This is a genomic window from Neobacillus sp. C211, from assembly GCF_051842875.1.
Classification (GTDB): Bacteria; Bacillota; Bacilli; order Bacillales; family Cytobacillaceae; genus Neobacillus.
This window is the reverse complement of sequence record NZ_JBPXRO010000055.1, coordinates 1-17661: the sequence shown is the minus strand read 5'-3', so window position 1 is coordinate 17661 and position 17661 is coordinate 1. Positions and strand designations below refer to the sequence as shown.

14 protein-coding genes, 4 tRNA genes and 1 pseudogene are annotated in these 17661 nt (G+C 36.2%); 5 read left to right on the top strand and 14 right to left on the bottom strand.

Annotation, left to right across the window (positions count from 1 at the left end):
• Positions 1 to 272 precede the first annotated feature (272 nt).
• The 3 genes from ACSU6B_RS28050 (at position 273) to ACSU6B_RS28040 (ending at position 2984) form a co-directional block, all read left to right on the top strand.
• A complete protein-coding gene (locus ACSU6B_RS28050; protein WP_410889685.1) occupies positions 273 to 1622 on the top strand; it encodes a DNA sulfur modification protein DndB in 1350 nt (449 codons plus the stop codon).
• A 1-nt stretch (position 1623) separates the two neighbouring features.
• Positions 1624 to 2595 (top strand): phage lytic cycle repressor MrpR family protein, encoded by a 972-nt coding sequence (locus tag ACSU6B_RS28045; protein ID WP_410889684.1) that lies wholly within the window; start codon positions 1624 to 1626, stop codon positions 2593 to 2595.
• A gap of 191 nt (positions 2596 to 2786) precedes the next feature.
• Entirely contained in the window at positions 2787 to 2984 is a 198-nt protein-coding gene (locus ACSU6B_RS28040; protein WP_410889683.1) for a hypothetical protein, read from the top strand.
• A 342-nt stretch (positions 2985 to 3326) separates the two neighbouring features.
• On the opposite strand, the gene pgmB is transcribed toward ACSU6B_RS28040, so the two are convergent.
• From pgmB to ACSU6B_RS27990, 10 genes are all read right to left on the bottom strand, one after another.
• Entirely contained in the window at positions 3327 to 4010 is a 684-nt protein-coding gene (gene pgmB, locus ACSU6B_RS28035; protein ID WP_410889681.1) for a beta-phosphoglucomutase, read from the bottom strand.
• Positions 4004 to 5146 carry a glycerate kinase family protein gene (locus ACSU6B_RS28030; RefSeq protein WP_410889680.1) on the bottom strand — a complete coding sequence of 381 codons (1143 nt, stop codon included), beginning with the start codon at positions 5144 to 5146 and terminating at the stop codon, positions 4004 to 4006. Before ACSU6B_RS28030 ends, pgmB begins: the two co-directional genes overlap by 7 nt.
• 15 nt (positions 5147 to 5161) lie before the next feature.
• Positions 5162 to 7390, bottom strand: a complete 2229-nt coding sequence (locus ACSU6B_RS28025) for a glycoside hydrolase family 65 protein (protein WP_410889678.1) — start codon at positions 7388 to 7390, stop codon at positions 5162 to 5164.
• Entirely contained in the window at positions 7387 to 8421 is a 1035-nt protein-coding gene (locus ACSU6B_RS28020; RefSeq protein WP_410889688.1) for a Gfo/Idh/MocA family protein, read from the bottom strand. The genes ACSU6B_RS28025 and ACSU6B_RS28020 overlap by 4 nt, the downstream gene beginning before the upstream one ends.
• A gap of 16 nt (positions 8422 to 8437) precedes the next feature.
• A complete protein-coding gene (locus ACSU6B_RS28015; RefSeq protein ID WP_410889677.1) occupies positions 8438 to 9232 on the bottom strand; it encodes a sugar phosphate isomerase/epimerase family protein in 795 nt (264 codons plus the stop codon).
• 102 nt (positions 9233 to 9334) lie between these two features.
• Positions 9335 to 10393, bottom strand: coding sequence for a zinc-dependent alcohol dehydrogenase (locus tag ACSU6B_RS28010; protein WP_410889676.1), 1059 nt, complete (start codon positions 10391 to 10393; stop codon positions 9335 to 9337).
• Positions 10394 to 10427: 34 nt separating this feature from the next.
• Positions 10428 to 11276, bottom strand: a complete 849-nt coding sequence (locus ACSU6B_RS28005) for a carbohydrate ABC transporter permease (RefSeq protein ID WP_410889686.1) — start codon at positions 11274 to 11276, stop codon at positions 10428 to 10430.
• Positions 11269 to 12150 carry a carbohydrate ABC transporter permease gene (locus ACSU6B_RS28000; RefSeq protein ID WP_410889674.1) on the bottom strand — a complete coding sequence of 294 codons (882 nt, stop codon included), beginning with the start codon at positions 12148 to 12150 and terminating at the stop codon, positions 11269 to 11271. Before ACSU6B_RS28000 ends, ACSU6B_RS28005 begins: the two co-directional genes overlap by 8 nt.
• Before the next feature lie 25 nt (positions 12151 to 12175).
• On the bottom strand, positions 12176 to 13474 hold the full coding sequence (locus ACSU6B_RS27995) for an ABC transporter substrate-binding protein (RefSeq protein WP_410889672.1): 1299 nt from the start codon (positions 13472 to 13474) through the stop codon (positions 12176 to 12178).
• Between the two features lie 11 nt (positions 13475 to 13485).
• Positions 13486 to 15171 carry an alpha-amylase family glycosyl hydrolase gene (locus tag ACSU6B_RS27990; RefSeq protein ID WP_410889670.1) on the bottom strand — a complete coding sequence of 562 codons (1686 nt, stop codon included), beginning with the start codon at positions 15169 to 15171 and terminating at the stop codon, positions 13486 to 13488.
• Between the two features lie 447 nt (positions 15172 to 15618).
• Between ACSU6B_RS27990 and ACSU6B_RS27985 the strand changes: the two genes are divergently transcribed.
• Positions 15619 to 16647 carry a LacI family DNA-binding transcriptional regulator gene (locus tag ACSU6B_RS27985; RefSeq protein WP_410889668.1) on the top strand — a complete coding sequence of 343 codons (1029 nt, stop codon included), beginning with the start codon at positions 15619 to 15621 and terminating at the stop codon, positions 16645 to 16647.
• Positions 16648 to 16897: 250 nt separating this feature from the next.
• Positions 16898 to 17240: pseudogene (locus ACSU6B_RS27980) on the top strand (cell wall hydrolase); the annotation flags it as partial.
• Between the two features lie 35 nt (positions 17241 to 17275).
• Here ACSU6B_RS27980 and ACSU6B_RS27975 read toward each other — a convergent pair.
• From ACSU6B_RS27975 to ACSU6B_RS27960, 4 genes are all read right to left on the bottom strand, one after another.
• Positions 17276 to 17349, bottom strand: a tRNA-Ile gene (locus tag ACSU6B_RS27975).
• A 14-nt stretch (positions 17350 to 17363) separates the two neighbouring features.
• Positions 17364 to 17437 (bottom strand) — tRNA-Gly (locus tag ACSU6B_RS27970).
• A gap of 20 nt (positions 17438 to 17457) precedes the next feature.
• Positions 17458 to 17532, bottom strand: a tRNA-Gln gene (locus ACSU6B_RS27965).
• A 14-nt stretch (positions 17533 to 17546) separates the two neighbouring features.
• Positions 17547 to 17622, bottom strand: a tRNA-His gene (locus ACSU6B_RS27960).
• Positions 17623 to 17661: the final 39 nt, after the last annotated feature.

The window sequence follows — 17661 nt, the reverse complement described above, 5'->3', positions numbered from 1 at the left end:
GAAATAAAAAATTGCCGAGAAAAATACCCTTTCTCGACAATCTGGCAGCCAAATGGCTGTTTTTTTATTTTTAGTTATTTAATTTATTTGATTTCAATATGATTAATAATAAAGTTTGTTTATGTATACCAAAGGTATAAATATTAAAAAAATTTTAGTTATCCTAATTTATTGAATAATCACTTATTTTATCCTATGCAGTGTTAATTTAATTAATTGTAACTTGTATATTCAAAAAATCAAATATACAAATACTAAAGGATTGAATACTAATGAAAAAAAACGAGCTTAGAGGAAATTTAATTGAAGTCGTGACTAATATTAAAGAAGACAAAAAATTAGTTAACAAAATTAAAAAGGGTTTGAAGGAATACAAAATTTTACCGGGTAAAGTACAAAGTTATTTTAATAACCCCGATATATTATGGGAGGTAGATATCGAATCGGTCTACCTTTTTCTTGAACAAATTTATTCAGCTACCGGAAATCCAAAAATAAAACCATCAATATACTTTTCACCTAGAGAAATAAAAGAAATTAGGACAAATTTTGTTGGGTATCACACGAATAGTATAGTGTTCCCCTATACCTTTAGAAATGTACTTAAGGGAAAGGAAGATGACTTTATTCTTTATATCAAGGCAAGTGAGATCAAGCGCCTTTTTGAAAATGGATTACTACAGTATAATCCAGAAACTCAACGTGAAATGAGACAATCGAAAGGTAAGGACTCGAACGAAATTATCGAAACTCCTAAAATTATTGAGAAAAGCATAATCGAAATGGAGGAGCTATTAAATAAAGGTGAAATGATTAGCACCATTATTACGTTAAACGCACGGTTAGGCAGTACGGATGATGAATCTGGAGAAGAATTACAATATGCAGAAGATTCGATGACATTAACTGTTACAAAGGGAACATTATTAGATGTACTAGATGGATTTCACCGCATAAACGCCATAGTCAGAGCGATAAGAAAAGATCCTTCTTTAGAAGCTATGTTCAAATTAAATATTTTACATTTGGGAAAATCTATGGCTCAACAGTACTTTAAACAATTAAATACAACTAACCCCGTTGGGAAAGGACAGTTAAAAAAATTGGGTGAATCCAGGCAGGCAGATTTTATTGCTAAACAAGTGCAATACAATAGTGAATTAAAAAATAAAGTGGCAGCTTCAGATAGTATTGCGCCTTATTCAAATTTTTTAGTTACATTTAAAACACTTTCTGATGCAATTGATGAAGTTTTTAAAGTTGAAGATAAACGTACTGCAATACACACTGCTAATTATTTAATCGAATTTATCAATGAATTATTTTTCGCTTTCCCAAATGAATTTCTAGATGAAGTCGCGGTTGTTAGGAAAAATAGTTTAATCAATACGAATTCCATGTTTTATGGATATATAACTTTAGCAAGAAGAATGAAGGATGAATGTATTCAGTTGAACAAATTATTTGAGATTATTAAATGTATTGATTTTTCAAGACAAAATAAAGTATGGATAGAATCCGATATTTTAAATCAATCGCAAAAAATTCCAAAGAGTATAAAAAAACAAATATATAAATTCTTTAATGATATAGATTTATCAAAATATCAGGAAGGTGGTTAATTTGAAAAAGCTTTATAACGAAAACATAAAAATAGAGTATTTAATGTGTATTCCTGAAAATAGAAGAACTGTTTATAAATATGCACTCTGTAGAAGTTATGACACAGAGGATGTAGTTGGGAAAGATTTATTTGAGTTTAACACTAATGAAATTAAAGATGCATTAATCAATGCTGATCATTCTACATTTAATTCCATTAAATTAACGCTTCATGTTTTTGAGGACTATATAAATTGGGCTATTAAATCTGGAAAAACTCAAAGTAACATTAATCCCATTCTTTCAATAAAAAATGATGAGTTAAAAACCTACTTATCTAAGAAAAAAATTCTATTCTCGAAGTATGAAATACAAGACATGGAAAAAAAAATGGTCAATGCCCAAGATAAAGTGATCCTTCAGCTTCTATTTGAAGGCGTAAATGGTCATGGACTATCAGAGCTATTAAACTTAACCCAATCAGATGTTGATCAGGCCAATCAAATATTGAAGTTAAATGATGATAAATATGGAAAAAGAAGTGTCAAGGTTTCAGAAAAATGTTTAACTTTTGTCATGGAAGCGCTTAATCAAACTCATTACCAAAATAAGAATGGTACCTCAATGGGGAATAACCCTGAATTACCATTAGTAAAAAATAATTATGTTCTAAGAACGGCCACTACAAGGGTACAAAATTTTAAAAGAGCAGATAAGCATTTAATCTATAGGAGAATATCCACCATTGCTGATTTTTTTGGTTATAAGTATTTAACAGCTAAAAACATTGAAAAGTCAGGCATGATTGCTTTTGCTGTTGTTTTGTATCTCGAGCGAAAAAAATTAGATAATGAGGAATTATCAATTATCGGTAATCAGTTTGGAGTTAGAAAGGTTGCAATGAATGGTCATGAAATATTTAACTTCTCTTTGCTTAAAGAATTTATAAATGCAAATACGATCTTTGATTTATATAACATAAATATAACTTGATGGTTTATCTAATCTCTATCCTGCTGGATAGGGATAGAATTTGAAAACAAATATAAAATAATTGATACATTCGTACTATCATATTCCGTATAATGGTAACTATTAGGAAAATATACATATTGGAAAAACCTAACAATTTGTTTATGATTAAAAATGTGAATATAGATATTTTGTCTTAGGGGGAAAAAGGTTTGTCCGAAGTATATGGTAAAATTATCTTAGAGGTATCCATTCAAGATAGTAAATTAGAAAATTTACTAAAAGTAACAAAGGGAATTAATAAATATAATATCGAACTTTATGAGATTGATATCTTAACAAGCTCAGGAGATGTGTATAGTTTAAAGGTAGATGATGTTGATGTAGAATGGTACTTAAAAGAAAAATGATATTATCCACTGCCTGTCATTGAAAAAGTATGTTGAATTTTGTCAATTGATATGCACCCCTGATCGGTTAATGGAGCGCTCTTTCATAGTCGCCGATCGCCGACAAACTACTAACTCCCCCCTTATGAAGCCCCATTTATAACTTAGCAGTTTTCATTTTATTCATTCCTAATTATACCAAGACATCAAGCAATTTTAATCAAACGTTTGATTAGTTTTTCATTCAATTAATAGGCCATGGAGAAACCCTAATGGATCCATGCTTAAAGCCCATTTAATCAAACGTTTGATTAGTTTTTTATGGAATCATCCATCGGCGTTACAAGTTTGTTCTTAATGGATTTATTTAGAACCTTTTAGGCAAATTTCATATGCCTCTTTTATACTTTTCCACTGGAGATGATTAGTTGATCCTACTAGGTAATCGGCATCACGAAGCGTGTTTCCAACTCCAACTGAAAACATTTCGCTTGAATTAATTGCCTCAATACCCGCTTGAGCATCTTCGATTCCAATCGACCTCTTTGGGCTTGCCTCTAATCCCTCACAAGCTGTTAGGAAAATTTCTGGATCTGGTTTGGACTTTTTAATTTTGGCTGCATCGGCAATAAAATCAAAAGCTCCTTCTAACCATAATGCCTTTAAAACCGTACCTGCATTTTTCGAAACGGAAGCTAGCCCAACTGGAATTCCTTCTGTTTTTATATCGGCAATTAATTCTAAGATTCCTGGCAAAACATCGTTGGGTGTTAATTGTTTTAATAAGTCACAATAATGGAGGTTTTTTTTATTCGCCATTTCTTCCTTTTCTACTATGGTGAAGTCGTTTTGTCGGTTTCCTTCTTTTAATATTAACTCTAGGGAATCCATACGGCTAACACCCTTTAACCGCTCATTAAAAACCTCATCTATTGTAATATCTAGCTCCTCAGCAAGTTGTTTCCACGCTAAATAATGAAAATGAGCGGTGTCCGTTATCACCCCATCAAGATCAAATACGACTGCCTCAATCACTTGATTTACCATACTCTATTCCCTCCTTTTTGAAGAAGCGCAGCAATGTTACGAGATGTTGTCTCAATATTCGTGTAGGCTCCATCCATAATTTGTTCAATTGGAAGTAATCCAGGAATCGTTGGAAAAATGGCATCAAACCCATATTCATAAAGTGCTTCACTGCCAATTCCCACACTTCCGCATATCGCAATAACCTTGGCCTGTGGCGGAGCACATGATGCAACGCCCATCGGTGCTTTGCCATACAGGGTTTGTCCGTCTATTTTCCCTTCCCCAACGATCACGATGTCAGCATCCTGACAAATTTCCTTAACCCTTAATTGCTCGAGCATCAGATCAATGCCTTTTTTAATAGTGGCATTAGCAAATAGTATTAGGCCCGCACCCATGCCGCCGCCTGCACCACTTCCTGGCAGGTTGGTGACGTCCTTACCTAAATGACCGTAAGCCATATGATAAAATTCACCCATTGCTTGATCTACTTCAAATAACATGGTTTCAGGCAGACCTTTTTGAGGTCCATACACATAAGTCGCACCATTTTGACCTGTCAGTGGATTATCCACGTCTGCCGCAATTGTTATTTTAACATCATCTAATCGTTTATCCCGATTTATATCAGACATCGAACATGTTTGAAACAAATCTTGACCATTACCGTATACTATTTCTCTATTCTTATCGAAAAATTGGTAACCTAGCGCTGAAGCCATCCCCATTCCGCCATCATTTGTCCCACTTCCCCCAACTCCAATAATGAGTTCGACAGCGCCCCGGTTAATGGCATGCAAAATTAGTTCTCCCACACCATAAGAAGTTGTTTGTAATGGATTTCGTCGATTTAATGGAACAAGATGCAACCCACATGCTTCTGCCATTTCAATAAAGGCTTTTTTCCCATCGTTGGAAAAAGCGATTTTTGCCTTAACTGGTTCATGTAAAGGTCCCGTTACCGTGATGGTTTCCATTTTCCCGCCGGTTGCGGATGATAAAGCTTGAACGGTTCCTTCACCGCCATCTGCAATTGGCAGTAAATGATACTCTGCTTCAGGGAAAAATTTCATGAACCCAGCTTGGATGGCTTTTGCTACTTGATCTGCAGCAAGACTTTCTTTAAATGAATCTGGTGCAATAACAATTTTCATTGTTTTCTCCTTGATTTATGAATTCACTTCAATTCGATCAGTCAAAAGGTATTCAGTTCCGTTAATTTCTAGTAAAAGATTCGGTCCTAAATACTTTGAAACTACTACTTTCTCATGGGTCATAAAGATTTCTAACGGGCAACCCTGTATAGTTAACTTGAATTTTAGTTCAGACCAACTTGCTGGTAACCTCGGATCAAGTTTCAATCGATTATTTGTTAATGAGATATTAGCAAATCCAAACATAGCTGTGAGCCAGATCGCCCCAAGTGATGCAGCATGAAGTCCTTCGTCTGAAGAGTGTGGATTGGGACCCAAATCAATTAAGCATGCCTCCTGGAAAAAGCGGTAGGCAGCATCACTTTCATGACATCTTGCAGCGACAATGGCATGAATGGCTTTGCTTAGCGATGAATCATGAATGGTGTGCTCTTCGTAATAACTTAAGTTTTTCGAAACAACTTCGGATTCAAATAGTTCTGGAAACAAGTACATTAACATGACAACATCTGCCTGTTTTAATATTTGCATTTCATTGACTTCTGCCCGTGAGTAATCCAATAATATCCCTTGGCTGCCTTGATTTTCTTTATAGAGGGTTAGGTCAATCTCCAGCTTACTCAAGAAAGTATCATCCTGTGGAATGATTAGCTGCTCATTGGGTTTTGGTAAATACAAATGCTTTAAAAATGCTCGTCCCTGCTCCTTCAGTTGCTCATCAACTTCACCATATTGTTCCGTAAAATAAAGGGCTTGCTCCACATTGTAATATGCCATATAGTTTGTATACGCATTATTGTCAATGTGTTCCGTATACTCATCAGGCCCGATGACATCCTTAATGGAAACCTGTCCATTCTCCAGTACCGCTCGGCTGATCCAAAACCGTGCCGTTTCTTTAAGTAGCGCTAGCCCTTCTTTTTTCATAAATTCTTCATCAAGGGTCGTTTGATAATATTGAACAACAGCATAAGCTATATCTGCGACAATGTGATGCTCAGCTAATGCAGATGCGACTTTTTGCCGTTTTCCTGTTCTGATATTAATAGCGGCAAATTCAGGTGTTTCTTCTTCCCCAGTAAACGCACTTTCCCATGGGAACAATGCTCCCTTATATCCATTTCGTGCAGCCTTTTCTTTTGCTTGCTGCAAATGTAAATAACGATAGATTAGTAGTTTCTTTGCCGTTTCCGGTTCTGTATATTGATGAAACGGGTTAATAAATATCTCCGTATCCCAAAAAATATGCCCTTTGTAGCCTTCTCCAGTCAGACCCTTTGCGCCGATACTAAAACGTTCATCATGGGCTGGTGTCATAATCTCGAGATGATAAAGGGCAAAATCCATTGCGGTTTGATCAAATTTGTCAGTGGATGTAATCTCGATACGTTTTTGGTGCCAAAACTCCTGCCACTTAAGCGCTGACATTTCCAGTAACGCATCGTATCCTATCGGTGAAATTTCATTTAATTCTTTGATACTCGCTGCCTCGGGGTCCTGCCCATCCACACCTTGATCAAGTGAGGTGAAAACAGTACCAAGTTTTTCAAAAATAAATGGAATGTTAACATTTAGGCCATGCTTAATGGTCGTATGGAGCTGGCGATTCTTCGCTGCAAATGAAACTTCGCTCTCAGCCGAGCATTTACAACGCGTTGCCAGCGCAATCGTATGTCCCGATTCCGTCGTTTTATAAACTCCCTGCATTACTTCTTCATCAAACACACGAACTTTTTCTTCCATTAAATGCTGTTTCCCAAAATTGGTCTGCTGAGCATTAATTCCAGTTACAATTTTGATACTAGCAGTTTGATCTAAGCTCGTAACGGTCATTTTTGATGCGAATACATGCAGGTTGTTTTTCGCGACAAAACGTTGGAAAACAAATCGAAATCGTGCCCCGCCTCTGCTTTTCCACAATAACTCACGTTTTAATTCCCCTGTTGCAAGATTTAAGAAGCGTTTATAGGAAAGAATCTCCCCAATTAAAAGAGAGAAAATCTCGTTATCAATCTCGATTCTTATACCTGCCAAATCAGGCAAATTCACTAAATCTGATGGTTCGTTTTCAGCTGCTTTATTATAAATACCAGCAACATACATACCACGTGTTTGTTCAAAATAATCTTCATCATACGTAGCACGCAAGCCTAGGTAGCCATTTCCTAATGTCATTAAACTAGCAAATTTATTGATGGAATGTAAATCAAATTTATTTTCGTAGATTATTTGTTCATTTATCATAAGGATACACTTTCACCCTTTTCAGCAGATTGATATAGAGCTTCTATTAGTTGTTGGATAATGTATCCTTGTTTACCGTCTGCAACCATGACATCTTTTCCTAAACACTTATCTATAAAAGCAGACATACTTTTATGATGGCGGTCCGTGTCTGCCTCTTCTCTTGATAATAACGAGACCAACTCTCCGCTCTCATCCGTATATATTTGGGCAGGAAACAAGGTTGCTCCTGCTTGATCCCCGCAAAACTCAACATTCATGACAGATGTCTCTTTGATATTTAAGGCAAAGGAGGTTTCTAGTTGTAAAAGACGGCCTCCTTCTATTTCTATAAATCCAAAAAGGGAATCTTCCACTTTAAATTTCTGTAGATCCCATTCTCCCAGTGTGCCTTGGGTTTTCTTTGTTCCAATCTTTTGATACATTTTCGCCGTAACCTTCTCTATTTTCGGAAAGCCAAGTACATATAAAGCGGCGTCCAACATATGTGCCCCTAAATCGATAAGAGGTCCTCCACCTTGAATTTCTTTATCTGTAAAAGTCCCCCAGCCAGGGATTCCACAGCGTCTTAGAGCTTTTGCCTTCGTAACATAGATGTCACCAAGCACACCATTTTCAACACTTTCACGTAAAATTCTCACATCTTCAGCAAATCGATGGTGAAAATTATAAGCTAGAATGCAGTCATTTTTTTGACCAGCAATCTGCATATCTTTTGCTTCAGCGGAAGATATTGCAGGAGGTTTTTCACACATAACATCGCACCCAAATTCCAAGGCTCGCATCACATTTTCATAATGATACTTATTTGGCGTGCAGACACTAACAATATCCGGTTTTTCCATGGCAAACATTTCAGCAGCATCTGTGTAAACACGAGGAATACCATTCCGTTCAGCAAAACTCCTTGCCCGGTCAAAGTTTGGACTAACAACTGCGACTATTTCTAGTTCTTCGCGTGCTTGATAGTTAGGAATATGCACCTTTTCCGCTACTTGTCCTCCGCCGATGATCGCAACTCTCTTTTTGATCACGATTTAACCCCTCTCAAATTAATGATTCTTGAAGGTGACGTAAGGCATCAATATATTCTGCTTCCGGGTCGTTGCCTCTGACACGGCATTCTATGGTTAAGAATCCGTTATAGCCGTCTTCCTTTAACTGGTTGAAATGCTTTTTGAAATCCAGCGAGCCGCTTCCCGGTTGATAACGGTGATTATCCGCCAGATGAATATGACCAACTAAATCACGATTCTGGTGCAAGGCTTCAGAAATATCATCTTCTTCAATATTCATATGATAAAAATCAGCAATGATTTTAACGTTTTTCAACTCATTTTCTTCTATATAACTTCTTGCATCTGCAAGGGTGTTTATCATATGATCTTGATAGCGATTTAATGGCTCTAAGAATATAGTGGTGTTCGTTTCTTCTGCTACTTTATCCAGGTAAATCAGGGAATTACTTACAGCTTTTCTATCACCTGCCTGGCTTCGTGGTGAAACCATCGGCGGTAAGCGGAAGGTAAACATGCCCCATGCAGCGGGAACTACGATGCCTTTTCCTCCGACTTCCTTGAGCGCTTCTAGAATTTGTTTAATTTCTGCTAAGCCGTTTAAGCGTCGTTCTTCAATAAAGTCCCCTATCCAGCCTGTATACCCGCCACATGCTGTCGTAACCAGAATTCCTGTTTCCGCAATCGCTTCTTTTACTTCATCTAAATGATCGGCTAAAAATTTGCCGTCTATTTCAAAGCCTTCAAAGCCTACTTCTTTTAAATATCTAAACTTTTCTTTAATATCTTTAGGAAAAAACGCTTGGTTTTGTGTACCGATCTTCACAGATATCCCCTCCTACTGGTGTATGACTGAAATCCATATCATTATCTTTATGTATGGATTTCAATCAGATTGTAACTGAGACGAACGCATTTAAATAAACGATTATTTTTTATATTCGATTCCCATCTTAATACTTAGCTCAGGGTGTTGGTCCACATATTCCATGTATGCTTCTGCACTGTTTTCAAAAGTAACGATTGGTTGAATAATATCTTCACAATTAAGATAACCGTTCATTAACAATTCCCAGCATGTATCTTCAATTCGCTTACGATTCCAGCGAGGATAATCAGGATTAGGTTCACTAGCAGCACGTGAGAAGACAATTTTGGCATTATTAAAATGAGCTTCACGGCCAAAATTTAATCCTGCAGGGAATGGTTTTCCAAAAGCGACATAAGAAATAATTCCGCCATAGGCAATTCCTTTTAATGCATCCTGAAGCGCTGCAGAATTTCCACTTGTTTCAATAATGGAGTCAGCCCCCATTTTATTTGTTAGCTTTTTCACTTCATATCCTATATCACAAGAAGTAGGGTCGAAACAAACATCCGCACCATTGCGAAGAGCTATATCACAGCGATGTTCAATAGGGTCAACACCCACAACAATACTCGCTCCCGCTTTCTTCGCTAGTTGAATTGCGATTTGACCGATTGCTCCTAATCCTACAATCACAACAACATCACCGGCACGAACATGGGCATCACGCACACCGCTCAAAGCAAATTGTGCAGGGTCATAGCAAACCGCATTTTGCCATTTTGCTCCCTCTGGCATTTTGCGTAATCTGTGGTTATTTATAGCATTCACAATAACAGTCTCCATAATCGGTCCATACGTACATACCGTTTCGCCCATATGGTACTCTGTTACATCACTGCCAATTTCAACAATCTTACCAACTACCATGTTACCAAGCTGAAATTCACCAAACACGATTCCAGGTGCTGAACCCTCTTCACGAGGCATGAACATGCGCCATTCTTCATTAAAATTCTCACCCATAAAAGGTGTTTGACCACGGAAGTCGATTACTTCAGTACCGTGTTTAGGTGCAGCAAAATCCACATCAATTTTCACTTCATTTGGTTGTACATGGCGATCTTCATATTCTACTAATTCCGCTTTTCTTGGTTCTACAGCTACTAGCTTTTTCATGATTACATTACTTCCTCTCGTCTTTTCAAGTTTATTAACCTTTGACCCCGCCAGCTGTTGCATCTCCCTTAATAAAGTGCTCAGAAATGGCATACATAATGACAACTGGTAATGCTGTTACAAGCGATGCTGCCATCATTCGTCCCCAAACATAATCTGGTGTACTGAACAGTGCATTTAATCCAATGGGTAAAGTGAAATTGGCTGAATCGGATAAGAAAATGGATGCAAACAAATAGTCATTCCATCCAATCATAAAGGCATATACAAATACCGAAATGATACCGGAAAGAGATAATGGGATAATGATATGAAAAATAATCTGGACACGGTTTAATCCGTCAATCATCGCGGCTTCTTCTAAGTCAACTGGAATGGTATCAAAGTAACTTTTTAACATGAAGATAGCAGTTGGTAATGTTTGCACAATCATCGTAATGATTAGAGAAGTTTTTGTATCATATAAACCCAATCCTGAAATGATTTTAAATAAAGGCACGACAAGCAAAATACCTGAAAACATATAAACTGTGTAAAAGCTGGCATTAATCGTAACTCTGCCTTTAAAGTTTAGTTTTGAAAGAGCATATGCTCCAAAGATTCCAATGGCAACCGACAATATCGATGCGGTTAAAGACACGATTAAACTATTATTAAAATAGGAAATATATGGGAAGATATCCGGATTGAAGATATCGAGATAATGCTGTAATGTCCATTCTTTTGGAAGGAATGTCGGATTTGTTGAAACGGCCTCCTTCGAACTTTTAAAGGATGTCATCAACATAATGAAAAATGGAAACAGACACAAAGTTAAAATTGCTACAAGTGCCGTATAAAAACCTGCCGTCTTTGCAACTTTGTTCTTTTTACTGCTAGCCATTGCCATTTAAATTCACCCGCTTTCTTGCAATCATAATGACAATAAAGAGAATAATGAACAATATAACCGAAATTGATGCCGCTTTGCCTAAATCGTTAAACGCAAAAGCAGTTTTATACAAGTAAATTCCGAGAATATCTACTTTATTTGTTAAAAGGTATACATCTGTGAACATATAGAACATCCAAATTGAACGTAGTGTTATTACAGTTAACAAGACTGGCATGATTGCTGGTAACGTTACAATTTTGAATTTACCCCAAGCACTGGCACCGTCAATTTCAGCCGCTTCATACAAAGTAGAATCAATGGTTTGAAGGATAGCCAAAAACGAAATGAAAGCGTACGGGAAGTATCTCCAAATTGCAAAAAGCGACACTAAGAAAAAGCTGCTAATCGGGTTGTCAAACCAGAGAGGTGCCTGATCAAACAAGTGTAAAACGTCATCTCCCAAATAATTAACAACACCATAGCCGTTGTTAAACATATATTTCCACGCAAAAACTAATGAAATCGATGGTGTTACATAAGACAAAATGATTAAAGATCGAGCAGTTTTACGAAATTTAAAGGGACGATTAAAGAAAATTGCAATCCCTAATCCAACTGCCGTGCTGCCTCCCACTGTAAGCAGCATGTACAAAAGAGTAATCCCTAATGATTTAAAAAACTCAGCATCTGTAAGAATATCTCTATAGTTTTTTAATCCTACAAAAGTGGCGCTTAATCTCGGATTAATAGGTTGATCAAAGAAACTGATTTGTATATTTGCTACCATTGGATATGCAACTAACAATAGAAGCAAGAAGATACTTGGAAAAAGTAAAGCTAATGCCAATTTAATATCCGTTTTTTTTCTTATATTCGTTTTCATGTTACCCTCCCTATGGAGAACTAATTTATTCTTTCTCTAAAACATCTTCGAGTGTTTTTTCAGCTTTTTTCATTTCTCTACCGATATCTTTTTTGCCAACCGTGATATTGTTAACTAATTTAGGAATAGCTCCTGAACTAGTTACATCACCCATTTTCAAGAAATTTTTACTATCTACTAAACCAAATACTTGAATGTCATTAAAGGATGACGCAATTTCTGTTGATAGTTCACCAAATGCTTTTACTACTTCATTTGCCTGATAGTTTTCATTTTCAGTTACGAGTTTGCTTACTGGTTGGGCGCCCCCTGGAGACATTAAAACCCATTTTGTCATGTTTTCAGGTTTTGACATAAACGCAACAAATTTACTAGCCGCTTCTTTTTGATCTTTTTCTAAAAAAGAAGAAATAGTTAAAGCAGAAACAGTTCCGAAAACAGCCTTTTTCTTTTCATTTGGAATAGAAAATCCAATATTTTGGGCATTTCCTTCTTCAAATACAGAAGGAAGAATATAAGTTGAATAAATCGCCATAGGCGCAGTACCGTTCATGAAAGCATCTTTTACTTCCGTTGTATCATTAGATCCAGGCATAGTGTATTGAGACAATTTTTTATAATAAGTTAATGCCTCTTTCATTTCTGGTGTATTCATATTTAATTTACCTTTGTTGTCTAACACATTCGCATTATTTGAAAGTGCAAATTGAGAAAAGGCTTGTTCAGAGAATCCGCCTTCTACTGTCGGCATGGCAATCCCATATTTTTTATTTTCTTTATCCGTAAATGCTTTAGCAATTGTGATTACATCATCCCAATTTTTTGGTTCCCCAAATCCTTTAGCTGCAAGCATTTCTTTGTTGTACCAGATGCCTTGAACCCAGCCGCTGATTGGAACACCTGTATAGCTTTTTCCATTTTCCGTACTCATTAACTTCAAGGCACCATCATAGTAATTCTCTTTACCAACTTGAGTAATAATCTCTTTAACGGCATCTTTATCAATCAGTACCTCTTTATCCATTACTTTTGCATAATCCTGTCCTACTTCGAGTACAGTTGGAAGTTTACCTGCACTTGCTAATGTAATAATTTTAGTATTATAAGAATCTTCTTCTACAGGAATTTGTTTAATTTTTATATCTGGATTTTCCTTTTCGAATGTTGCAACCAATTCGTTAATTACAGCCAAACGCTCTTGTTCAACAGAGGAGTGCATAAATTCGATTGTAGTTTTTCCATCCGCATTCTGATTACTGCCACATGCAGTTAATGCAAAAGCTACTAACAAAATGATTGCTAGACTTAAGCCCTTTTTAAACAAACTAATTCCCCCTAGTCAATTGGTCTTAACCACATGAATTCATATGGACTTAACATTAAATCTTCATGAAATTCCACTTTATCGCCATTAACAATATTTATAAATCTACCGGTTATTTCACACTTAACCGTTTCATTTGTTAGATTGTTTACTACTAAAAGGCTATCATCAAGTTGATTTACCCTTTTAAAAGCAAACACTTTCTCTCCAAGATCGATGACTTCCATTGCTGCATCTGGATGGAAAAGGGTTTCGGTTTTACGAGATTGAAGAATTTTGGTTAACTCAGAAAAAACTTTGTATCGTAAAGAATCTGTATTGGCTAATTCCTTCTCAATCTCTGTTAAGTTGTATTTTTGTCGATTAATAGAGCGGTTCATTCCTGTTTTTGAAACACCGTCATAGTCATTTCTAGATCCCAGGACGCTTTGAATATAAACAGCTGGTACACCAGGAAGAGTTAAAAGAATAGAATGAGCGACTAAAAATCTTTTTACTCTGATCTCGTCATCATCCGATTGCTTATTTAAAGCATCCATATAAGTGACGTTAATTTCGTATGGACTATCACTTCCATCCGGGTTTTTCTTGTAATTAACCAAGGCCCCTTCTTTTTTTAAGTCCTCTACCATCGCTAAAATTTCTTCTTCTGGAATAATGCCGCGAATCGGATTTAGCCCAATTCCATCATGGGAAGCTAGGAAGTTAAAAAATGTTGTTTCCTTTCCCGTTGGCGGCAGCTCGCTCGCCCATTTAGTGAGTGCGACTCCATTTCCATTGTGCAGGGAATTCAGCACTAAAGGCGGCAGTGGAAACTGATAGACCATATGTGCCTCATCATCGCCATTACCAAAATAGGCCACGTTATCTTTATGCGGTACATTGGTTTCTGTTATGATAACCGTTCCTTTAGCTGCCTCATTTACAACATCCCGGAACAATTTAACAATCTCATGTGTCTTTTCATGATGGATACAAGTTGTTCCAACCTCTTTCCACATAAATCCAATTGCATCCAATCGAATATATTCTGCCCCTTGCTCTAAATAAAAAAGCAAAACGTCGATCATTTTTAACAGAACCTGTGGATTACTAAAATTCAAATCGATTTGATCTTCACTGAAGGTTGTCCAAATATGCTTTTCCTCACCATTTTTTAGAGTGAATTTAGTTAATAAAGGAAGAGCTCTAGGTCTAGTAACTGCGCTTAAATCAATAGTTGGATCCATTTCAACGAAAAAATTCTCATATTCAGGATTACCATTTACGTATTCTAGGAACCAGTCACTTTTTGCCGATATATGATTGCAAACATCATCAAACATAATTCTTGCAGATTTGGATAAATTCTCAACCTGTTCCCAATTACCAAGGATTGGATTTACCTTTTTATAATCAATGACAGAAAAGCCATCGTCTGATGAATAAGGATAAAAAGGTAACAGATGAACAATTTCAAATTTGTCTGCTAGATATTGGTCAAACATTTTCTTGAAAGTATCTAAAGTTGGATCATTATTTTCATAGAATTGATCCCCATAAGTAATTAATACTAGATCTTTTTCATCCCAATTTTGTTTTCTTAGCTTAAGAGATTTTGATTTTGTTTTTGCAATACGTTCCTTTATGCTTTCCCATATTGGTTCAATATCTTGATTTTCATAAATAAATGAAAGTCTTTCTTTGATTTTCTTCATGGTTTCCTCCTTTGTGGTACCGCTCCCATCAAGGATAAAAAAATATTATCTCATTGAATAACATTTCCATGGTACCGCTCCCATAAAAGGTAAAAAAATATATTTTTAATTAATTGATATTTTCATGGTACCGCTCCCACGACGTAAATATAATATAGAAAACGTTTTCTGTCAACACTAATATTTCTGTTTTTTCCATATCTGTGGGTGTCTCTTGTACGATACTATTAATATAGTAATCACCAAAAACTTTCTATTGCTACATTTGTCATTCATCAATATAATGAATCCTATATTGCTTTTACAAATGCAAACGTATCCATTATAAAATATGATAGCTGATTGATTATTTCTAGCACGCAGCCATTAAAATAATTATTCTAGAAAAGTTTATTACGTATCTATTTTAACTTAGACATTCACAATATTTACAGAGGGGGTGAGATATTGGTTCACACAATTTATGATATAGCTCGTGTTGCAAATGTTTCGAAGTCTACAGTATCTCGTGTCCTTAATAACCAAAGTAATATTTCTGAGGAAGCTAGGGAACGTGTATTAAAAGCAATTGAAGAATTAAATTACCAGCCCAGCAAATTGGCCCGCGCTCTTTCTTCAGGTTTTGATGCCATTATGGTTGTTTCGCGATCTGCAAAAACAACCGCTAACAATCCTTTTTTCTCTGAAATTATCCACAGAATATCTTCCAAAGCGGAGGAAGAAAATTTTGATGTCATTATACAAACATCAAGAAACAGTGAAGATGAACTTGAAAAATGCATCACTAAAATAAAGGAAAAAATGATAAAGGGAATTATTATGTTAAGTTCTCCAGCGAATGAAGACTTTTTCAAACAATTAGATGTTTTTAACATTCCCATTGTTGTGATTGGAAGAGTTGACGGGGAATATACCAATATCTTTTCCGTGGACACAAATAACTACCAAGATAGTTATAATTTAACAAAATTTTTAATTGAGCAAGGACATAAGGAAATAGCTTGTCTGCACTCACCACTTGATTACCATGTTTCAATCGATCGATTAGAAGGCTATAAAGACTGTATAAAGGAATATGGGCTACCATTAAGAGAAGAATGGATCATTAATAGTGGCTACACAGTAAATACTGCATACGAATCAGCTACGAGCCTGCTTCTTTCTCCTAACCGGCCTTCTGCTGTTTTTGCGACAGACGATTTAAAGGTATTAAGTCTTTATAAATCTGCTTCAGAAAATGGAATTTCTATTCCAAACGACATATCCATTGTTGGATACAGTAATCCTAACATTTCAGCATTTCTGTCACCATCGTTAACAAGGATAGAAATCCCAGTAAAAAAATTAGGTGATGCTGGTACTAAACTCCTTTTTGATAAAATTAAAGAAAACAAAGCCATAAATAGTCCAATAATAGTGCCAACCGAAATGATCATTCAGAACTCCGTAGGAAATGTTATCGAGTCTAAAAAATAGTGAAATGGGATACCGTTATCAGACGGTATCCTTTTTTTACAGATCACAATTAGTTACTTCCAATTTTGAAAACCAACTATTTCATCTCTAAATACTACCAGTAACACATACAGATAAAGGTACACATCGAAAACCCTGTCCATTATAAACATAAAAAATTATAGGGTCTATTGGAAGTGAGTAAATATAAAAGAGTAGATATTGGAAGAATATATGGAAAAGGAATTAAAACGTTAGGAGGTTAGGTATGGGGGAATCACGCGGAGTGGAATTCATAGGTCAAGTTGCTGTTGCAGCTGTTATTTTGAACCGAGTCAGCCACACATCGTTCCCAAATACAGTTGCAGGTTTCATCTATCAACCGGGCCTTTACCGCCGTTGCAGATGGTCAGATTAATTTAACACCAAATGCTACTACGAAAAAAGCAGTATTAGATGCCATTAATGGCTGGGATCCTAGTGGTGAGGCGATTTACTATTTTAATCCTGATACCGCGACAAGTGGTTGGATATGGAGCCGGCCACAAATTAAAAAAATTGGTAAACATATAGTTGTTTTATCTATAACAAAAAAAGACTTGAAAGCTTTTTAAAGCTTTCAAGTCTTTTTTGATGGATATATTTATGATGGGCCTAAATGGACTCGAACCATCGACCTCACGCTTATCAGGCGTGCGCTCTAACCAGCTGAGCTATAGGCCCAAATTGAATTGAAATGGAGCGGGTGAAGAGAATCGAACTCTCATCATCAGCTTGGAAGGCTGAGGTTTTACCACTAAACTACACCCGCGTTGAAAAAAATAAGGAAAATGGCTGGGCTAGCTGGATTTGAACCAACGCATGTCGCAGTCAAAGTGCGATGCCTTACCGCTTGGCTATAGCCCAATATTAATAATAAATGGGGCGACTGATGGGAATCGAACCCACGAATGCCTGAACCACAATCAGGTGCGTTAACCACTTCGCCACAATCGCCAAAATCTATAAAGTAATAGCAGGTAACCTACTAGAAAA